Genomic DNA, 18,459 nt, shown 5'->3' with positions numbered 1-18,459 from the left:
GGGGAGTGGGGAGGATTGATTCATCTGATGAGATATGCAGGGTACTACTTGACGTAACGTCCGATATCGGCCCTTGCTGGACGTCAGGGATACCTACCCTTGTCGACGCGTTGCCACACGCGCCGTCTCTAACCCTCCGGCACCCGCAACACTCCAACGGCTGCCACCAAATACGGCACCGGATCCGGATCCGCCCCGGCGGCCCACTGCATCCAGGCCTCGAACGTCGCGCCGATTAACGCGGCACACAGATATCCTGCAAGGTCCTCGCGGACTCCAGCCCAGACCAGGTACGCCCGGGCCCGCTCGCGCTGCGGCGCCAGCGCCGCGTAGCTCCGGCTGGCCAGCTCGGGGTATTCGGCAATGAGCCGCAGCCGGCCGCGTGTGACCGCGAGGTCCGGCAGGACAGCAACCCCGGCGACGGCCGCCTCGCGCAGCCCCGCCAGGATATCGCCGTCGGAACCGCCGGCAGCGCGGGCTGACTCCAGTACCCGGCCGGAGGCCTCGATCACGGGCTCCATGCCGCCCCAGACGAGTTCGGCCTTGCTGGCGAAGTAGCGGTACAGGCTCTTGCGCCCGATCCCGGCCGCGCGTGCGATGTCCTCCATGGAGGTCTGCTCGTAGCCGCGCTCGGCGAACAGCCGCAGCGCGATGGCGGCCACGGCGTCGGGATCAATCGTCGCCGGGCGCCCGGTGGAGCGCGGAACAGCGGTCTTCAAAGCATCCGAAGGCATCCCACCAGTATTCACCCTTCCATAATGACACAGAGTGTCATAAGGTGGACCGCATCACCGTCAGCAACGTCTGGAAGGACATCATGGGCTACGAAGCTACATGGCAGGAAGCCGCCACCACCGGCCGATTCGCCGGCAAGACCGTCATCGTCACCGGCGCAGCCTCCGGCATCGGCCAGGCCACCGCCTTGCGCATCGCCAGGGAAGGCGGCCGCGTCATCGCCGCCGACATCAGCAAGGAACGCCTGGACGACCTGGTGGCCGAGAACGCCGGACTGGACCTGGTCCCCGTGGCCGGCGACATCTCCACCGAGGAAACCGTGGCCGCCGTCGTCGCCGCCGCCGGCGGACGGATCGACGCCCTGGCGAACGTCGCCGGCATCATGGACAACTTCGCCCCGATCCACGAGGTGGACGATGACCTCTGGGACCGCGTCTTCCGGATCAACGTCACCGCCCTCATGCGCCTCACCCGCGCCGTGGTGCCGCTGATGCTGGGCGCCGGTACCGGCTCCGTGGTCAACGTCGCCTCCGAGGCGGGCCTCCGCGGGTCCGCCGCCGGCGCCGCCTACACCGCGTCCAAGCACGCCGTCGTCGGCCTGACCAAGAACTCGGCCGTGATGTACGGGCCCAAGGGCCTGCGCTTCAACGCCGTGGCCCCCGGCCCCACCATCACCAACATCGTGGCCACCTGGGGATCCCAGCTCGCGGCCGAACGCCTCGGCCCGCTGATGCAGGCCACCGTCCCCACGCCCGCTACGGCCGCGCAGCTCGCCGCCTCCATCACCTTCCTGCTCAGCGACGACGGCACCAACGTCAACGGCGCCATCCTCGCCTCCGACGGCGGCTGGTCGGCGCTGTAGGGGAGCGGCACTAAGCGCAAGCGGACGACGGCGGGAAGTCCCGCCGTCGTCCGCTTGCTCTGCGTACTCTGCGGGTATGGTCCGGCATCCGGGCGTTGGCCGTCCGGTATGTGCCGATCGACATGTTCAGGGGAGTCGGGCAGTCTCGGCCGGACGGCGGAAGGCATGCTGGACTTCGTTGACGTGCAGGATGCCCTGGATGCAGGCCAGAAGCCCCGTCTAACCCAGGCTCACGCCCTCCAGCTCCTGCTTCTTGAATTCAGCGGCCGTTTCCAGCAGTTGGGCGGACAGACGTTTGGCGTCCTGGCGGGCGAAACGGCCGATTGGCATGGCGATGCTCAAAGCCGCGTGTTGGCCATCTACTAGGCCCAGGGATACGGCCATGGCCGCCACGCCCTCCTCGCTCTCTTCGAAGTTCATCCCGATCTGCTGCCGGCGCGTCTGGTCCACGTCCCGGTACAGCTTGGGGAAATCGATGCCGGCGTTGACCGCAGCCGCCGAGTCGTCGAGGACGCGGTAGCGCCTTTCGATGTCCTCCCGGGGCAGGTCCGCCAGCATTGCCTTGCCTGCAGAGGTCACGTGGGCTGGCAAAACCACGCCCGTGCGGAGGCCAAAGCGCAGAGCGTGGGTGGTTGCCTCGATGCCGTCCAGGTGGTGGATGTCCGTGCCGATCAGCGTTGCAAGGTGGCTCGTCTCGCCCACCCGGGCGAAGAGCCGCTCCAGGTACGGGCGCACGTGCACGCGCAGCGGCGGCGGGGCGTTGCCAGTGGCCGCCCGCCGACACTCGGGGCCCGGGACATACCGCCGCTGGGCGGCCTGCTCGGCAAAGCCGTCTCCCACCAGCGTCATCAGCAGGCGCTGGGCCGTCGACGGATTGACCTCAAGCATGCTGGAAGCCTCGGTCACGCTAATTGAACCCTGCTCCGCCATGTGCTTGAGCAGCACCAGTGCCCGGTGGACGGATTCAACCCGCGGCCCTTCATCTTTGCGTATCACGCAATTTACGATAGCAACCATTGCGCCCGACGCATAGAGCTGGCTAGCCTCACATCACAACCTACGCAGCGAAACCCGCAAAAGCCGGGCCGCGCGTCGTTCGCACCCCAGCTGTAACTCCCCAACTGAATGCCCCCTCACTAAAGGCGCCACAGGCGCCGCACTGCTCACCCGACGAAGGAGTCTTGATGAGTCTGTCCCAGCCGTCACGAGCCCTAAAACGCTCGCTCAAGCCCGCAATGCCCGCCTCCCGACAGGCCAAGCGTGCCGTCCTCAGCGGTACCTTCGGGTCCGCCCTCGAATGGTTCGACTTCGCCGTCTACGGCGCCATGGCCGCAACTGTCTTCCCCAAGCTGTTCTTCAACGACATGAATCCCGCCATCGCGCTGCTTGCGTCCTTCGCAACCTTCGGCGTCGGTTTCATCGCCCGCCCGCTCGGCGGAATCGTGTTCGGCCATCTGGGAGACCGCCTGGGACGCCGCAAGATCCTGCTCACTACCTTCATCACGATGGGCGTCGCGTCCATGGTCATCGGACTGCTTCCCCCGCAGTCGGCGATCGGCATCGCCGCCCCGGCCCTGCTGGTTCTCATGCGCTTCGTCCAGGGCATCGCCCTCGGCGGCGAGGCCACGGGAGCCCAGCTGATGACCATGGAGCACGCACCCGCGGACCGCCGCGCCTTCTACGGTGGGCTCATGGCAATGGGTTCGCCCATCAGCCAGGTGGCCGCCAACCTGATGCTGGCCGTCCTTTCCGGTGTGCTGAGCCCGGAAGCGTTCCTCTCCTGGGGCTGGCGCGTGCCGTTCCTGCTGAGCATCCTGCTGGTGGCCGTGGGCATCTACATCCGGCTCAAGGTTGAAGAGACGCCGGTGTTCAAGGAAGGCATGCAGGAGATCGCCCAGGAACCCACCAACCCTGCCACCGTGATCAAGACCCACGGCGTCACCATCCTGCGGCTCATCCTGGCCTTCGCCCCGATCGTCGTGACCTTCTACATCGTCTCCGTGTTCGGCATCAGCTACCTCACCACCCACGGCTTCTCGCAGAGCCAGACGTTCACCATCATCATGATCTCCAACTTCCTCTCCGTGATCGCGATCTGGTGGGGTGGCCGGCTCGCGGACGTCTACGGCCGCCGTCGGATCCTGACGATCGGATCGGCAGGCACCCTGCTCGCCGCCGTCCTGTTCTTCCCGGTGGTGAACCTGGGCAGCTTCCCGCTGACGCTGGGCATGGTGGCGTTCTCCCTGGTGACCGCGCAGTTCGGAAACGCCGGCCAGGGTGCGCTCTTCGCCGAGGCCTTCCCCACCCACATGCGGTACACGGGCTCCGCGCTCGCGCTCACCGGTTCCAACCTGATCTTCGCCGCTCCTGCACCGTTCCTGGCCTCCTGGTTGATGAGCATCAGCGGCGGCAGCACCGTCTCCATCACCGTTGCCTGGATCGTGATCATCGTCGCCGCGCTGATCAACCTGGTGCTGATGAACGACGGGAAGACCCTTGAGGGTGGCCAGCACCGCTTCGGTCGCTACGTTCCCGCTGAGGAAGCGACGACGACGGCGCCCGCCGCCACCGGGCTGGTCGGCTCCGCCGCCGGAGAGGCACCGTGATCGGCGTGATTGTTGAACAGCGGACCTACGTCTTGCACACCGGCGCACGGCTCAACGAGTACCTCGAAGCCTACGAAAGCATCGGCCTGCCCGCGCAGAAACCGATCCTGGGAGGCTTCCTGGGCTACTTCGTCACCGAATTCGGCCGGCAGAACGAGCTCAACCACTTCTGGGCCTACGAGGACCTGGAGGACCGCCGGACCCGCCGCGCCGAGCTCGCCAAGAGCGGGAAATGGCAGGAATGCCTGGCCATCATCCGGCCCATGATCATGACGATGGAGAACCGGATCATGTACCCCACGTCCTTCTCGCCGATCCGCACTCTGCCCGTAGCCGTCACCGACCCACACACGGCCTTCAGCCGGAACCAGGAGCCCGGCCATGACCAGTAACCCCACTGCCACATTCGACGCGGAAACGCTCAAGCAGCCCGTACTGCTGCAGACGGCGATCGTGACCGGCGGCGCCGGCGGCATCGGCCAAGCGATCAGCCGCCGCCTCGCCGCGGAAGGCTACGCCGTCGTCGTCGCTGACCTCGACCAGGACGCGGCGGACCAGACCGCCGCGGCGCTCCCTGAAGTGGGCTGGGCCGAACACCGCGGCTTTGCCGGCAACCTGGCCGACGGAGACACCAACAAGGAACTGGCCGCCTTCGCGGCCGAGGCCGGCCCGGTAGGGGTGGTGGTCAACGCGGTCGGCATTTCACCCAAGCGCAGCGGCGGCAAGATCCGCTTCTTTGAACTCAGCGACGAGGAGTGGAACACCGTAATGGCGGTCAACGTCGCGGCGCCGTTCTTCCTGGTCCGCGAGGTCTACCGGCACATGCCCACGGACGGTTCCGCCAGCATCGTGAACCTGCTTTCCATCACGGCCAAGACCGGGACCGGCGGAGGCCCGGACGCGGACTTCGGCCCGTTCCTGCCCAGCTCCGTGGTCTACGGGGCATCGAAGGCGGCGCTGCAGAACCTGACGGCCAGCCTTGCCCACGAACTGGCCGACTTCAAGATCCGGGTCAACGGCGTGGCACCGGGATTCGTCCAAACACCGATGATGGGCGACGTGCCCCAGGACGCCAGACTCCTCGGCCAGGTCCCCATGAAGCGCTTTGCGACGCCGGAGGAGATCGCCGACGCGGTGGCCTTCCTCACCGGTAATCAGTCCACCTACATCACCGGCATCAGCCTGGACGTCAACGGCGGCTTCCTCACCTGCTGAAACGCCCGGCCGCGCGCCCACGGGACGTGACAGAACCGACGCGACAGAACCAAATGACAAAACCCCTGAAAGGTACAGCACCATGACCATGCCTCAATACGACTACGACGTGGTGGTTCTCGGATCCGGCATCGCGGGCCAGTCTGCAGCCACCAGCGCGGCTCAAGCCGGCCTCAAGGTGGCGCTCCTGGAAAAGACCGCCAAGCTTGGCGGCTCCTCAGCCATGAGCGGCGGATTCTTTGCCTTCTCCGGAACCGATGAGCAGGCGGCCCAAGGTGTCCAGGACTCCGCGGAACTGTTCCTGCAGGACCTGCTCTCCACCGGCGGCGGCGTCAACAGCCGTGCACTGCTGGATACCTATCTCGAACGCCAGGACGAGACCTACCACTGGCTCAAGGACCAGGGCGCGAAGTTCCGGGCCCTGGAAATCAGCTCCGGACAGTCCGCGCCGCGCAGCCACAACACCGTGATCACCGAACTGCTCGCCAACCTGCACCGGACCTTCACCGAAAACGGCGGGGAAACCCTGCTGGGACACCGCGCAGTCCGGCTGGTGCGCGGCAACGACGGCCCGGTGACCGGCGTCGTCGTCGACTCCGACGGCACCGAGTCCCTGTTCAACGCACGCGCTGGCGTGGTCCTGGCGACCGGCGGATTCAGCCGCAGCACCGATCTGCTGCGCACCTTTGCGCCGGAGCAGCTTGCGGCCATTCCCTACGGCGGGCCGGGCAACACCGGTGACGGCCTCAAGATGGCCTGGAAACTGGGCGCGGGCGTGGCGGACATGTCCTACATCACCGCCACCTACGGCTCCCACCCGGAAACGGGCGAGGAGTTCCACGAATTGCTCACGGCCTATTACATGGGCGCCATCATCGTGAACAAGGACGGCCGGCGGTTCGTTGACGAGTCCAAGTCCTACAAGACCCTGGGCCGCGAGGTGCTCAAGCAGCCTGAGGGACTGGGCTTCGAGATCTTCGATGCGAAGGTCCGGGCCAAATCGCATCCCGGCATCCCGCTCAACGACATCGGCATGATCGAGGACCTCGGCCACCTCTTCAAGGCCGACACCCTGAAGGAACTGGCCGAGGCCGCCGGCATCGACTCCGCCGCCCTGACGGCGACCGTGGCCCGCTACAACGCTTCGGTAGCCAGCCACGAGGGGGACGAAGTGGGCCGCACCAACCTGTGCAACGGCGTGGGCGAGCTCCTGCCGCTGGACCAGGGGCCGTTCTACGCCTACCCGGCCAAGTCCCTGATGACCACCACCTACTGTGGCCTGACCATCAATCCCAACGCCGAGGTGGTGGACGTCGACGGCGACGTGATCTCCGGTCTGTACGCCATCGGCGAGCTCACCGGCGGATTCCACGGCGCCGCCTACATGACCGGCACCTCGCTGGGCAAGGGCGCCGTCTTCGGCCGCATCGCCGCCGAGCACGCCGCCGCCAAACTGGCATCGGGCGTGGCGCAATGAGCACGGCAACGCAGCATCAGGACAGTGTTCCGGCCCCGCACCGTGGCGTGGGCGAGCTACATGGTGTGGACGAGGTCCGCCGCGTGGACGTGGTGGTGGTCGGATCCGGCGTCAGCGGTTCGGCCGCCGCCATGACCGCCGCCCGGCAGGGCGCCAAAGTAGCACTGCTGGAGAAGCAGACGGCGTTCGGCGGATCGGCCGCGCTCTCGGCCGGCATGTTCTGGACCGCACCCACCGTGGACGCCTACCGGAAGCGGATCCCGCTGGGCAACGTGGACCTCGGCAGCCGACTCGTGGGCGACTACGAGGAAGCGCTGGCCGAGCTGCGGTCCACCGGCGTCCGGGTTGCCGAGGAACCGAAGCGGGACATCATGACCTTCGGCATCGGCTACTCCACCGACATCCACGGCATCCTGGCCTGGTGCCGGGACCGGGTCCTCGCGGCCGGGGGAGAGACCACCGCGGGAACAGTCGTCACAGAACTCGTGCGCGACGGCGGCACCGTCACCGGCGTCCTGGTGCGCACCGCGGACGGGCGCCGCATCCGGTACGAGGCCGGCGCCGTCGTACTCGCCAGCGGCGGATTCCAGGGTGACCGCGCAGAACTGACGCGGTCCATCGGCCCCACTGCGGACCGGCTGGTGCTGCGCTCCAATCCCGGCAGCGTCGGCGACGGGCTCCGCCTCGCGCGCGCCGCAGGAACCGGCGGGACGACGGCGATGAGCACCTTTTACGGGCACCTGCTGCCATATCCGCTCTCCACGTTCGAGACGCAACACTACCTGCCCTATTCCCAGTACTACTCCGGCTCCACGGTGCTGGTGAACCTGCAGGGCAAGCGCTTTGCGGACGAGACCGACGGCGACGAACTGCTCAACCAAGCCATCACCTTCCAGCCCGAAGCGCGCGGCATCCTCATCTTCGACGAGTTCGTGCGGAGCACGGAAGTGCTCGAGGAACCGTTCCCGGGCCTGGGCAGCATCGACCGCCTCGGCATCGCCATCGACGCCGGCGGGCAGCACGCCGTCGCACACACCCTGCCGGAACTCGTGGACATGCTGGCCGGCTGGGGCGTTGACCGCGATCAGCTCTCGCGCACCCTGGACCGCTATGCGGAACTTGCGGGCCAGGGCGGCACCGCCGATGGCGTTCCGGTCTCGTCTTCCGCCCGGGCGCCGCAACACGGTCCCTTCTACGCACTCATGGTCCAGCCGTCCATCACCTTCACCTTCGGCGGGATCCGCACCAATGCATGCGGCGAGGCCCTCGACCACGACGGCGTGGCGGTGCCCGGGCTGTACGCCGCGGGTGCCGATGTTGGCGGGTTGTCCAATTACGGCTACGCCGGCGGCCTGGCCCCGGGCTACATCACCGGCCGGTGGGCCGGGACTTCGGCGGCCGAACGGGCGGCCGCACTGGTACGAAACGGAAACGGAAGCGGTGCCGCCGACGGGCACGGAATTGAAAGGAATGCACAGTGAGTTCGACAGCAGTGATTTCGACAGCAGTGAGTTCAACAGCAGACGTCCTGGTGATCGGCGGGGGAGGGTCCGGCATGAGTGCCGCGATTTCCGCGGCCACCAGCGGTGCCACGGTGATCGTGCTGGAAAAGTGCCCTAAGGTGGGCGGCAGTACGGCGATGTCCGTGGGCTCCTTCACCGCGGCCAACACGGCCTACCAGTACCGGGCCGGCGTCAATGACAGCATCGAGCTGTTCGTTGAGGACATGAAGTTGGCCAACGGCGAATTCGAGCAGCGCGAAAACAAGGAACTGCGCCGAATCCTCGCCGAAAATGCGGGCCCCACGGTGGAGTGGCTCGGCAGCATCGGCGTGCAGTTCCTCGGCCCCACCCCGGAACCGCCCTACGAGAAGCCGCGCATGCACAACGTCCTGCCGAACTCCGGAGCCTATGCCGAGGCGCTGCTGCGCGAGTGCAGGAAGCGCGGCGTCGTCATCCACACCTCCATGCGCGTGGAGGAACTGCTGAGCAACGCCGACGGCGAGATCATCGGCGCGCGGGCCAACGGCAGGGAGTACTTCGGCCGCCGCGGCGTCATCCTGGCCACCGGCGACTACTCGGCGTCCACCGAAATGAAGGCCAAGTTCGTGGGGGAGGAGGCGGCCAAGATCCCGCCGGTTAACCCCAACAACACGGGCGATGGTTTTAAGCTCGGGGCCGACGCAGGCGGGGTCATGATCCAGATGGACCGCCTATATGAAGGCCTTCGCTTTGCACCCTCCGCGCGGGTGGACCCGATCAAGATGCTGCCGTCCCATCCGCTCATTTCCAAGGCCATGCGCCTGGTGATCGAGCGTCTGCCGCGGAAAATTCTGGCCTACGTGGTTCGCGGAGCATTGACCAGCTGGGTTGGCCCCAACAACACCATGTACCGCGCCGGGGCGATCCTGGTGGGCCACGGCGGGAAGCGCATCGCCAACGAGGACTCGGACAAGGCAATGGCTCGGGCCACCGCGGCGGACGCCAAAAACACCGCGTACATGATCTTCGATGAACGGGTGGCCAAGATGTTCTCGGCCTGGCCAAATCCGGTCTCCACGTTCCCCGGCGTGGCCTACGCCTACGTTGACGACTACAAGCGGTACCGCCCGGACGTCTACCACCGGGCCGGCACCATCGAGGAACTGGCCGCGAGCACCGGCCTCGATCCCGCGGTGTTGACGGCGAGCGTTGAGGAATGGAATGCCAAGGTGGCGGCCGGCAAGGACGGCGACTTCGACCGCCAGCACCTGGGCCAGGGCGTGAGCGAGGGGCCGTTCTACGCGCTCGGCCCGATGAACGCCTTTATTACCCTGGCCGACGGCGGACTGGCCGTCGACACCGAACTCCGGGTGACCACGGCCGACGGCGACGCCATCCCAGGCTTGTGGGCTGCCGGATCAACCGGGCAGGGCGGGCTTCAGCTGCTCAACCACGGGTTGCACATCGGCTGGGCGATGGTTTCCGGACGGATCGCCGGACGCAACGTGGCCCAAGCCGCGAGCCGTGGCGACCTAAGAGTCGTCGCGGGAGTCGCCGTGGGCTGAGGGCCTCCGTGTCGGACGAACTTCGTGATCGTGCGCAGGGTGTCACAAGGACGCTTCCTCTGAGGCTCTGAGAGGTGGCCGTTCACACATCGCAGGTGAGCCCGGATCTTACGTAGACGGGAAGGTGGGCACGTCCGGCCGCCGGCGAGCGGCAATTGATTTGGCGCCCAATCCCGCCAACGCGATGACCAGAGCCAGCAAGACATGGGGAGCTGCTCCGCCCGCGGGCCCAAGTGTTGCCGCCAAGATTTGCCGACTCATCAGCAGCATCTCCTGCAGGTCGCCGGCCAGGACACGCGTTCCCAGGACGTAGTTGACGGAGATGAACAGGGCGGGAACCACCCACAACAGGGCAAGGTTCACGGCCCACACCGCGACCCGCCGCGCAGGACGAAGGCCGCACCATGCCAGGGCGCAACCCACGAGGATGGCGGGAACCCAGTGAGCCATTGACGGCACTGCAACCGGGACGTTGATGTGCCCAACGAAGCCGACAACCCACTCCACCATCCAGCCAGCGAACGGCACCGCCACGAGTCCGGCGCCCAATGCCGCCATGCTCCGTGACGTTGAACAGAGCAGCAGGTGCGCCACGAGGGCCGCGGCGAGGGATGCGGTCACGCCCGCGAGTAGCCCGGCGAAGTAGAGGCCCGCCATTGTGCCGCCCGTCAAGCCGTCGCCGAGCACTGTGAAGGACTGGATGGCCGCCGTGAACTGAACCACAAGCAGGCCGCCTGCCGCGCACCACGCCACCAGTCGCCGTCGGGCGGGCGCCCAGATGCGCACCGCGAGTCCGGCTGCTGCACCTCCCACGGTGAGGAGGGCCACGATCGTGGTGAGTTCGTACTGGCTTAGCGGCAGTAGCGACACGGGCATCTGGTCAGGAACGACCTCTGCGCCCCACAAATTCTGCAACGGGAGCTGTGCGCCAGATACCAGCCAAGGGCCCAGGCCGAGCAATCCTGCCAGGATCCCGATCAGCCACCCCCAAGCTGCATCCCCGGCTGGAGTCCGGCCTGGCGGTCTGCTGGGAGCTGCCTGTTCCATCGCTTGATCCGGAAGGCTCACTGAGGCTCCTTGCGTATGAGCGCCTTGGAGGGACGCGCACGAAAAAGTTAAGTACCCCATCCAGAATAATGCACCGAATGGATTAACCCCTCTGGGTCCGATCCCCGAGGTGGACGACGACGTGTACGGCGATCAAGAAGTTCCGCGTTCGGCGGCCGGCGCCGGCACGATCAGGACAGGGCAAGCTGCCTGCCGTGCGCACTTTTCACTGACCGAGCCGAGCAACATGCCGGCCAAGGCCCCTTTCCCTCGGGATCCGACCACCAGCATGCGGGGCATCCCGGGAGAGTGCGATGAGGGTCCGGACGGGGTGGGCGTGAACGGCGTGGTAACTGACCTGGAGCCCGAAATAGTCCCCGGCGATGGCGCGGACGGGGCAGGCTCCTCAGATGGCCGGGTCCCTGGCGTCCTCGTTGGGCGGTGCTAGACACAAATCATCCGTCGCGTGTGATGTCAGCCCGCCGGGCCAGAGGTTGAATGGGCTGGCGCCAACGTAGCGATTGCACGGAGGTCTGATGGGATGGATGTGGCCGGTTCACGCAGTGTCAGGGCGCCCTCTCTAACGGATGCGATTATCCCGTTGGCGGCATTGGTCCTGCTGATCGGCGGTTCGATTCTGCTCTTCGGACTGGACGCCCTGGACGGGCCTATCCAGACCGCCATGGTGCTGAGCGCAATGGTCGCCGCCCTCATCGCCATGAAGAACGGACACAGCTGGGTGGAGATCCAGCAGGCAGGGCAGTCCGCGATGGGATCCATCACCAGTGCCCTGTTCATCTTACTGGCGGTCGGTGGGCTCATCGGTGTCTGGAACATGTCCGGCACCATCCCGACGCTGGTCTATTACGGGATCCAAGTGCTTGCGCCCTCCTGGTATTTCGCTGCGACCGCCTTGATCTGTGGCGTCGTCGCCATGAGCATCGGCAGTTCATGGACGACAGCTGGAACCATCGGGGTGGGTCTGGTCGGTATCGCGGTGATGCTCGGGGTTTCTCCGGCCATCACAGCCGGTGCCGTGATCTCTGGAGCCTACCTCGGAGACAAGCTGTCCCCCCTCTCCGAGACGACCATCCTGACCTCGCAAATGGTGGGCGTCGATACGCACGAACACATCAAACGCCAGGCCTGGACGTCGGTACCGGCCTTTGTCATCGCCTTCATTCTGTTCCTCATCCTGGGCTTCATCCAGGGACCCGCCCAGGACCCGGTGTCCACCGACAGCGAGCTGGCTGAGCTCGGCCGTCTGTACAACATCACACCGCTGAACCTTCTACCGCTGGCGCTGCTGGTCGTGCTGTCGGCCAGGAAAGTACCGGCCTCGCTGGCGCTGATGTCCTCGGCCCTGTTCGCGGGTATCACCGGTGCACTCCTGCAGCCGCAGGTCGTCGCGGAGTTCTCCGGTGTGAACGGCAATCCAGTACTGGCTGCGGTCAAGGGCACATGGCAGGCCATGTCCACCGGCTTCGTGAAGGCGTCCGGGATCGGCGACATCGACAGTTTGCTTTCGCGCGGCGGCATGGACAGCATGCTCCTGACGATCTGGCTCATCATTGGAGCGGTGACCTTTGGCATGTTGCTTGAGGCGTTTGGGCTGATCGACCGGCTGATCAACCCGCTCGTCGCCGCGGCCAGGAGCCGGGGGCGGCTGTACTTGACCGTGTTTGGCTGCGCTTTCGGCCTGAATGTGGTGGCCGGCGACCAGTACATCGCGTTGGTGTTGCCATCCCGCGTGTTCCGGGCGGAGTTCGCCAAACGCGGCCTTGCACCAACCAACCTCTCCCGGCTGGCGGCGGACAGCGGAACTGTCACTTCGCCGTTGGTGCCGTGGAATTCCTGCGGCGCCTTTATGGCCGCGGCGTTGGGCGTCCCGACACTGCTCTATCTACCCTTCGCCTTCTTCAACATCCTGAGCCCGCTCCTCAGCGTGATCTACGGAATCACCGGGTTCAAGGTGGAGAAAACCGCTCCATCCAGTGAGCTGCAGCCGCACGGCAAGACGGACCCGGACCAGCCGGCGGGACCGGAGAAGGAGTGAACCGATGTCCACAGAAGTTAAGGCCGACGCACAAAAGATGCCCCTGATAGCCCTCACTGCGATGGTGGTCGGATCGATGGTGGGGGCGGGCGTGTTCACCCTCCCCCAACGATTCGCGAGTCAGACCGGCGTTTACGGAGCTGTCATCGCATGGGCCATCGCCGGCGCCGGGATGCTCATGCTCGCGTTCGTATTCCAGAGCCTCGCCGTTCGCAAGCCGGATCTCGATAACGGAGTGTACGTCTACGCCCGTACCGGGTTCGGCGTCTATCCCGGCTTCCTGTCGGCCTTCGGCTTCTGGGCGAGCGCGTGCGCGGGCAACACGTTCTATTGGGTACTGATCACCTCGACACTCAAGCCCTTGGTCCCTGCCTTCGGAGACGGAGACACCATCTGGGCGGTCGCCGTCTCGTCGGTATTTGTCTGGGGCTTCTACCTGCTCATCATGCGTGGCGTGAAGGAGGCCGCGGGAATCAACACGATCGTCACCGCGGCGAAGATCATTCCCCTCCTCTTGTTCGTCGTTGTCGTCATTTTCGCGTTCAAGCCCGATGTGTTCATCGGGAACCTCACGGGCGGATACGACATCGGCGGGGAGAGCCTGTTCGACCAGGTGCGGGGCACCATGCTCGTCACGGTGTTCGTCTTCCTTGGCATCGAGGGCGCCAGCGTGTATTCGCGCTACGCGAAGAAACGCGAGGACGTCGGCAGGGCCACGGTCCTCGGCTTCCTCTCGGTGCTCGCGCTGTTCGCGACGGTATCGATTATCTCCTACGGCATCCTCCCGCAGGCCGAACTCGCGACACTCCGGCAGCCCTCGGTGGGCAGCGTCCTCGAAGCGGCCGTCGGCCCATGGGGTGCCTGGTTCATCTCCGCGGGACTCATCGTGTCGGTGCTCGGCGCCTTCCTCGCGTGGAGCCTCATGGCCGCCGAAGTGCTCTACGCTGCCGCCAAGGACAAGGACATGCCGGCGTTCCTCGCCAACTGGACACCGAAAGGAGTCCCGGGCAACGCGCTGCTCATCTCGACCCTGTTCATCCAGTTGCTGCTGGTCGTGGTGCTTTTCGCCGAAGGGGCGCTCGACTTCATGCTCGATCTCACGGCCGCCCTGGCCCTCATGCCGTTCGCCCTCGCGGCCGGGTACGCCCTGAAGATCGCGATCACCCGGGACGGTTACACCGGCGTTGCCCCATCCGTCCGCACCCGGGACCTCATCGTTGCGGCACTGGCTGTGGTTTACACGCTCTTCCTGATCTTCGCGGCCGGACTGCAGTTCCTCCTCCTCGCCTGCCTCCTGCTCGCTCCGGCAACCGTGCTGTACGGCCTCGCGCGCCGCGAACAGAAGCAGCGCCTGTTCACCGCACCCGGCTTGGCGGTCTTCATCATCGTCCTCGTTGGCGCCGTTGTCTGCGTCGTAGGACTCGTTACCGGTTTTGTCAGCATCTAGGGGAAGGAAAAACAATGAACGCAACGTCCGCCACGTTCGGCGTCCACTCCGAAGTCGGACGGTTGCGCAAGGTGCTGGTCTGCGCCCCCGGTCTGGCCCACAGCCGGCTAACTCCCACCAACTGCGACGATCTGCTCTTCGACGACGTCCTGTGGGTGCAGAACGCCAAGCGCGACCACTTCGACTTCATCGCCAAAATGCGAGAGCGCGGGATCGAAGTCCTCGAGCTGCACAACGTCCTCACAGAGACCATGGGACGGCCGGAAGCCAGAAGCTGGCTATTGGACCGCCTCATCGTACCCAACGAGGTCGGCCTCGGCCTCGTCGACGATACCCGCGCCTTCCTGGAGTCCCTCGAGGGCCGCCAGCTGGCCGAGTACCTAATCGGCGGCCTGTCGACGGCGGACCTCCCGTCGGATTTCCGTTCCGGATACCTTGCGCTGGCCCGGGAGCAGACCGGTGTCCGCGAGTACCTGCTGCCGCCGCTGCCCAACACGCTCTATACCCGTGACACCACGTGCTGGATCTATGGCGGCGTGACCCTGAACCCGCTCTACTGGCCGGCCCGGCATGACGAAACCCTCCTGATGAAATCCATCTATACCTTCCACCCGGACTTCACGGCGGCCAAGGTTTGGTGGGGCGACCCGGACCGGGAATGGGGCCAGGCAACGATCGAGGGCGGCGACGTCATGCCGATCGGCAACCGTACGGTGCTGATCGGCATGAGCGAACGAACATCGCGGCAGGGCATCACGCAGCTCGCGGCCTCCCTGTTCGCGGAGGGCGGCGCCGAACAGGTCATAGTCGCCGGCATGCCAAAGTTGCGTGCCGCCATGCACCTGGACACGGTCTTTACCTTTGCCGACCGGGACCTCGCCACAATCTTTCCGAACATCGTCAACGGCATCCACGCGTTCACGCTGCGGCCGAGCGACAAGGCCCCCGGCATCGAGGTAACCACGGAATCGAAACCGTTGGTCGACGTCGTTGCCCGGGCCCTGAACTTCAAACACCTCAGGATTGTGGAGACCGGCGGAGACGTTTACGCCTCCGAACGCCAGCAGTGGGACAGCGGGAACAACGCGGTGGCCGCGGAACCGGGCGTGGTCTTCACCTACGACCGCAACACCCACACCAACGCGCTGCTGCGGAAGCAGGGCGTCGAGGTCATCACCATTGTCGGGGCCGAACTTGGCCGTGGCCGCGGCGGCGGTCACTGCATGACGTGCCCGATCACCCGCGACCCCGTGGACTTCTGACGCCGGCGGGTCCTGTGCCAGCACGGAAAACGACCCCGCCGAGCAACAGCGTGGACCTCCCGGACTGACTCCACGATCCGAGGCTCTAAACGGAGGGGAACAGTCCTTTGAAGGCTTTTCACCTATTGGAGGGCGGCCCGTTCCGCTTCGGCTTCGTTGCGGCACTCGGTGCTTTGTTGGCCTTGGCTCTCGGGTCTGCCATCGTAAGTTTGAAGTACGCGCTGACGCTCATTTTTGTGGCTTTATTCGTGAGCCTGGGGCTCTACCCGCTGGTGCGGTGGCTTGAACGTCGGAAACTCTCGCGGCTGGGCGCGGTGCTGATTGTGCTGTCCGGATTCGTGCTCGCTGTGGCCCTTTTTCTCCGGTTCGTCGTCCCGATCATCCTGGAAGAAGGGGCCACACTCGTCGACCGCCTCCCGTCCAGCTTCGACGCGCTCGGTCAGCGGCCCTGGTTTCTGGAGCTAAACGACACCTTGGGAGGGGCACTCACTCCGCTAGTGGACTGGTTGGAACAGTCAGCTGCAGATCCCAATGTTTGGCTTGCCGTTGGCGGGGGTGCCCTGCGGGTTGGTTTCGGGGTCGCCAACGCTACTTTCGGAGCCATCTTTGTGGTGGTCCTGACGCTGTATTTTGTCGCCAGCCTCGAGGTCATGAAATCAAACCTGTATCTTCTGGTGCCGGCCTCCCGCAGGAAAGGATTCATCGAAATCACCGAGACGATTACCGCTTCTGTCGGTAGGTATCTGAGCGGCATGGCCATTCTCGCCCTATTCAACGCGGTGTTTACCTATATCACCCTCAGCTTGGCAGGAGTCAGTTATGCGGCCGTTCTCGCCGTCGTGGCATTCCCGATCACTCTGATACCGCTCGTGGGCAGCGTAATTAACACCTGCATAGTGACCGTGGTAACTCTCTTCACGTCACCCACGACGGCACTCGTGGTGTTCCTCGTGATGTTGGCATACATGCAGGTGGAGGCCTACGTCCTCACCCCGCGCGTTGTTGGAAAAGCCATCAGCATCCCAGGATCGCTGGTCCTGATCGGCGCGATGGTGGGAGGAACGCTTCTGGGACTGCTGGGAGCCCTCATCGCCTGCCCGGTGACGGCTGCGATCTTGCTGATCACTAAGAAAGTCGTCGTACCCGTACAGAACACCAGATAACTTCCGTTCCGCGGTAATCCCAGGCCGTCCGGTGATATTCCGATCGGGATCCGAGTCTGACGGTTACCTCCAGCGATCACTCATCGCTACCACAATCGGCCGGTCGGCCCGGACCGGTACCAGGATCTCAATGGTTGCTTGGCCGGACAACCAGCCGTTCTTGTCGTGGAGGCGCAGCACCCGGTTCGGGGACGGCCAGTACGGGACCGCGAGCGGCTTGTACCGGGTCGCCTTGGCAACGAGATGCCAGGGCACGTCATAGGCGGCGACCACCCGCGAGGCGACTTCCCCCAACCACCACTGGTGCATGTATCGCGCATAGCGATTCATGATGACGACCAGTCCAAGGAAGATCAGTAGGAGAGCGCACCAGAACAGGGCGTCGCGGATTGCCTCGGGTGTGGCGGCCTCCTCGTAGGGATGAATGACCGCGGTCACGAGGGACGGAACCGCGCCGAAGTACGCCACGAAGAACGCCGCGAGCTGGGCAGCGCCTTGGGCCGCGATGCCAGCGGCAAAGATGCCAATCCGGCTGAGATGAGGCGACGTCGCTGGGACCGAGATGGGTAGCACGGGTGGAAGCGTTGCTGCTACGGAGAAGAGCCCGTTTGGTGTCATCATGCGCACGACCTATCCGTGGACGCGGGTCACGCTGGCCCTCAACCGTGCGTTCCCCTGTGGAATTCGGGACTTCCCCACGGTTCCGGTCCGCCCGGCAGCGGAGGGGCTCGCAATCAACAGTACCTGCTGCCAGGCGTTGAGCCGTGGCCGCTCTTCGGAGCAACTGCTGGGCACAGCGTCCGCCGCGGCGGCCCCGCCCCAGCTCGGCACCGACTAGGGTAATGACCTCGACAGCTGCCTTGCGCAGCAGCGCATTGGTGCGGGTATGAGGTCGTAGGTAAGGACGACATCCGGTTCGGCGGCCACCAGGTTGTTGCCGATGTGGAAGAAGTAGTCGAAAGCCAGCAAAGCAAGGATGAAGACGACGGTAACGCTCCAAACAAGTGGAGAAACTGTCATGCCACTAAGCTTCACGCATCACAGGTTGACGGTCCAGACCAGCCCGCGGGATCCACTCGGGTACCACTGATCCGGCGGAAAAGCGCAGGCACTTGTCCGAACAGCAGGCGGGGTCAGACCGTTCGGGCGGTGCCACCGAAGAGGGCGGCGGCAGCGGCCATGGCAAAGGACGCGCTGGCGCTGGCCGGCATCATGGACAACTTCGCCCCGATCCACGAGGTGGGCGACGAGCTCTGGGACCGCGTCTTCCGGATTAACGTCACCGCCCTCATGCGCCTCACCCGTGCCGTGGTGCCGCTGATGCTGGACGCTGGCACCGGCTCCGTGGTCAACGTCGCGTCCGAGGCCGGCCTGCGCGGGTCCGCCGCCGGCGCCGCCTACACCGCGTCCAAGCACGCCGTCGTCGGCCTGACCAAGAACTTGGCCGTGATGTACGGGCCCAGTGAAGTTCTCCAAGCTCGGCGCGCTGCTTCAGCGACCGCAGCCGGTGCGGCGTGCCGTCGCGCCACCTGCAGCATGGGGC

Annotated in this window: 17 protein-coding genes and 1 pseudogene; 12 read left to right on the top strand and 6 right to left on the bottom strand. The window is 65.6% G+C overall.

Annotation, left to right across the window (positions count from 1 at the left end; genetic code table 11):
• Positions 1 to 128: 128 nt before the first annotated feature.
• Positions 129 to 734, bottom strand: a complete 606-nt coding sequence (locus ACFRJ8_RS08710) for a TetR family transcriptional regulator (protein WP_377985711.1) — start codon at positions 732 to 734, stop codon at positions 129 to 131.
• An 83-nt stretch (positions 735 to 817) separates the two neighbouring features.
• On the opposite strand from ACFRJ8_RS08710, the gene ACFRJ8_RS08705 reads away from it, so the two are divergent.
• Positions 818 to 1,597 (top strand): SDR family NAD(P)-dependent oxidoreductase, encoded by a 780-nt coding sequence (locus ACFRJ8_RS08705; RefSeq protein ID WP_377985929.1) that lies wholly within the window; start codon positions 818 to 820, stop codon positions 1,595 to 1,597.
• A gap of 219 nt (positions 1,598 to 1,816) precedes the next feature.
• Here the strand turns inward: ACFRJ8_RS08705 and ACFRJ8_RS08700 are convergent, their stop codons facing one another.
• Complete coding sequence (locus ACFRJ8_RS08700) at positions 1,817 to 2,593, bottom strand: IclR family transcriptional regulator (RefSeq protein ID WP_377985710.1); 777 nt, start codon at positions 2,591 to 2,593, stop codon at positions 1,817 to 1,819.
• Between the two features lie 188 nt (positions 2,594 to 2,781).
• On the opposite strand from ACFRJ8_RS08700, the gene ACFRJ8_RS08695 reads away from it, so the two are divergent.
• The 6 genes from ACFRJ8_RS08695 to ACFRJ8_RS08670 are packed head-to-tail and all read left to right on the top strand — an operon-like array spanning position 2,782 to position 9,941.
• Positions 2,782 to 4,203 (top strand): MFS transporter, encoded by a 1,422-nt coding sequence (locus ACFRJ8_RS08695; protein ID WP_377985709.1) that lies wholly within the window; start codon positions 2,782 to 2,784, stop codon positions 4,201 to 4,203.
• Positions 4,204 to 4,208: 5 nt separating this feature from the next.
• Positions 4,209 to 4,595, top strand: a complete 387-nt coding sequence (locus ACFRJ8_RS08690) for an NIPSNAP family protein (RefSeq protein WP_377985708.1) — start codon at positions 4,209 to 4,211, stop codon at positions 4,593 to 4,595.
• Positions 4,585 to 5,418 (top strand): SDR family NAD(P)-dependent oxidoreductase, encoded by an 834-nt coding sequence (locus ACFRJ8_RS08685; protein WP_377985707.1) that lies wholly within the window; start codon positions 4,585 to 4,587, stop codon positions 5,416 to 5,418. The genes ACFRJ8_RS08690 and ACFRJ8_RS08685 overlap by 11 nt, the downstream gene beginning before the upstream one ends.
• Positions 5,309 to 6,895: a flavocytochrome c gene (locus ACFRJ8_RS08680; protein ID WP_377985706.1), complete on the top strand. Its 1,587-nt coding sequence runs from the start codon at positions 5,309 to 5,311 to the stop codon at positions 6,893 to 6,895. The genes ACFRJ8_RS08685 and ACFRJ8_RS08680 overlap by 110 nt, the downstream gene beginning before the upstream one ends.
• Positions 6,892 to 8,376 carry an FAD-dependent oxidoreductase gene (locus tag ACFRJ8_RS08675; RefSeq protein ID WP_377985705.1) on the top strand — a complete coding sequence of 495 codons (1,485 nt, stop codon included), beginning with the start codon at positions 6,892 to 6,894 and terminating at the stop codon, positions 8,374 to 8,376. The genes ACFRJ8_RS08680 and ACFRJ8_RS08675 overlap by 4 nt, the downstream gene beginning before the upstream one ends.
• On the top strand, positions 8,373 to 9,941 hold the full coding sequence (locus ACFRJ8_RS08670; protein WP_377985704.1) for an FAD-dependent oxidoreductase: 1,569 nt from the start codon (positions 8,373 to 8,375) through the stop codon (positions 9,939 to 9,941). Before ACFRJ8_RS08675 ends, ACFRJ8_RS08670 begins: the two co-directional genes overlap by 4 nt.
• A 108-nt stretch (positions 9,942 to 10,049) precedes the next feature.
• Here the strand turns inward: ACFRJ8_RS08670 and ACFRJ8_RS08665 are convergent, their stop codons facing one another.
• Complete coding sequence (locus tag ACFRJ8_RS08665) at positions 10,050 to 11,009, bottom strand: hypothetical protein (RefSeq protein ID WP_377985703.1); 960 nt, start codon at positions 11,007 to 11,009, stop codon at positions 10,050 to 10,052.
• Between the two features lie 132 nt (positions 11,010 to 11,141).
• Positions 11,142 to 11,237 carry a universal stress protein gene (locus ACFRJ8_RS08660; protein WP_377985928.1) on the bottom strand — a complete coding sequence of 32 codons (96 nt, stop codon included), beginning with the start codon at positions 11,235 to 11,237 and terminating at the stop codon, positions 11,142 to 11,144.
• Positions 11,238 to 11,529: 292 nt separating this feature from the next.
• Here ACFRJ8_RS08660 and nhaC point away from each other — a divergent pair, with 292 nt between their 5' ends.
• The 4 genes from nhaC to ACFRJ8_RS08640 all read left to right on the top strand — a co-directional run bounded on the left by nhaC (position 11,530) and on the right by ACFRJ8_RS08640 (position 16,916).
• Positions 11,530 to 13,044: a Na+/H+ antiporter NhaC gene (gene nhaC / locus ACFRJ8_RS08655; protein WP_377985702.1), complete on the top strand. Its 1,515-nt coding sequence runs from the start codon at positions 11,530 to 11,532 to the stop codon at positions 13,042 to 13,044.
• 4 nt (positions 13,045 to 13,048) lie between these two features.
• Complete coding sequence (locus ACFRJ8_RS08650) at positions 13,049 to 14,491, top strand: basic amino acid/polyamine antiporter (RefSeq protein WP_377985701.1); 1,443 nt, start codon at positions 13,049 to 13,051, stop codon at positions 14,489 to 14,491.
• Between the two features lie 14 nt (positions 14,492 to 14,505).
• The gene (locus ACFRJ8_RS08645) at positions 14,506 to 15,753 is read left to right on the top strand and encodes an arginine deiminase (RefSeq protein WP_377985700.1); all 1,248 of its coding nucleotides are present in this window, start codon (positions 14,506 to 14,508) and stop codon (positions 15,751 to 15,753) included.
• A gap of 107 nt (positions 15,754 to 15,860) precedes the next feature.
• Positions 15,861 to 16,916 (top strand): AI-2E family transporter, encoded by a 1,056-nt coding sequence (locus tag ACFRJ8_RS08640; protein WP_377985699.1) that lies wholly within the window; start codon positions 15,861 to 15,863, stop codon positions 16,914 to 16,916.
• Between the two features lie 63 nt (positions 16,917 to 16,979).
• Here the strand turns inward: ACFRJ8_RS08640 and ACFRJ8_RS08635 are convergent, their stop codons facing one another.
• Positions 16,980 to 17,537: a hypothetical protein gene (locus ACFRJ8_RS08635; protein WP_377985938.1), complete on the bottom strand. Its 558-nt coding sequence runs from the start codon at positions 17,535 to 17,537 to the stop codon at positions 16,980 to 16,982.
• Positions 17,538 to 17,750: 213 nt separating this feature from the next.
• Positions 17,751 to 17,936 (bottom strand): hypothetical protein, encoded by a 186-nt coding sequence (locus ACFRJ8_RS08630; RefSeq protein ID WP_377985937.1) that lies wholly within the window; start codon positions 17,934 to 17,936, stop codon positions 17,751 to 17,753.
• Positions 17,937 to 18,002: 66 nt separating this feature from the next.
• On the opposite strand from ACFRJ8_RS08630, the pseudogene ACFRJ8_RS08625 reads away from it, so the two are divergent.
• Positions 18,003 to 18,377, top strand: a pseudogene (locus ACFRJ8_RS08625) (SDR family NAD(P)-dependent oxidoreductase); the annotation flags it as partial.
• Positions 18,378 to 18,459: the final 82 nt, after the last annotated feature.

The organism is Arthrobacter sp. NPDC056886 (genome assembly GCF_042788715.1).
In the GTDB taxonomy this organism is placed as follows: Bacteria; Actinomycetota; Actinomycetes; order Actinomycetales; family Micrococcaceae; genus Arthrobacter.
The sequence above is the reverse complement of the archived record's forward strand: the minus strand, read 5'-3'. Positions and strand labels throughout refer to the sequence as shown.

Bases quoted from the DNA above. Each gene is read 5' to 3' on its own strand.
- ACFRJ8_RS08650 (WP_377985701.1), top strand. From the start codon at position 13,049: ATGTCCACAGAAGTTAAGGCCGACGCACAAAAGATGCCCCTGATAGCC.
- ACFRJ8_RS08710 (WP_377985711.1), bottom strand. From the start codon at position 734: ATGCCTTCGGATGCTTTGAAGACCGCTGTTCCGCGCTCCACCGGGCGC.
- ACFRJ8_RS08635 (WP_377985938.1), bottom strand. From the start codon at position 17,537: ATGATGACACCAAACGGGCTCTTCTCCGTAGCAGCAACGCTTCCACCC.
- ACFRJ8_RS08685 (WP_377985707.1), top strand. From the start codon at position 4,585: ATGACCAGTAACCCCACTGCCACATTCGACGCGGAAACGCTCAAGCAG.
- ACFRJ8_RS08630 (WP_377985937.1), bottom strand. From the start codon at position 17,936: ATGACAGTTTCTCCACTTGTTTGGAGCGTTACCGTCGTCTTCATCCTT.
- ACFRJ8_RS08695 (WP_377985709.1), top strand. From the start codon at position 2,782: ATGAGTCTGTCCCAGCCGTCACGAGCCCTAAAACGCTCGCTCAAGCCC.
- ACFRJ8_RS08660 (WP_377985928.1), bottom strand. From the start codon at position 11,237: ATGTTGCTCGGCTCGGTCAGTGAAAAGTGCGCACGGCAGGCAGCTTGC.
- ACFRJ8_RS08645 (WP_377985700.1), top strand. From the start codon at position 14,506: ATGAACGCAACGTCCGCCACGTTCGGCGTCCACTCCGAAGTCGGACGG.
- nhaC (WP_377985702.1), top strand. From the start codon at position 11,530: ATGGATGTGGCCGGTTCACGCAGTGTCAGGGCGCCCTCTCTAACGGAT.
- ACFRJ8_RS08675 (WP_377985705.1), top strand. From the start codon at position 6,892: ATGAGCACGGCAACGCAGCATCAGGACAGTGTTCCGGCCCCGCACCGT.
- ACFRJ8_RS08705 (WP_377985929.1), top strand. From the start codon at position 818: ATGGGCTACGAAGCTACATGGCAGGAAGCCGCCACCACCGGCCGATTC.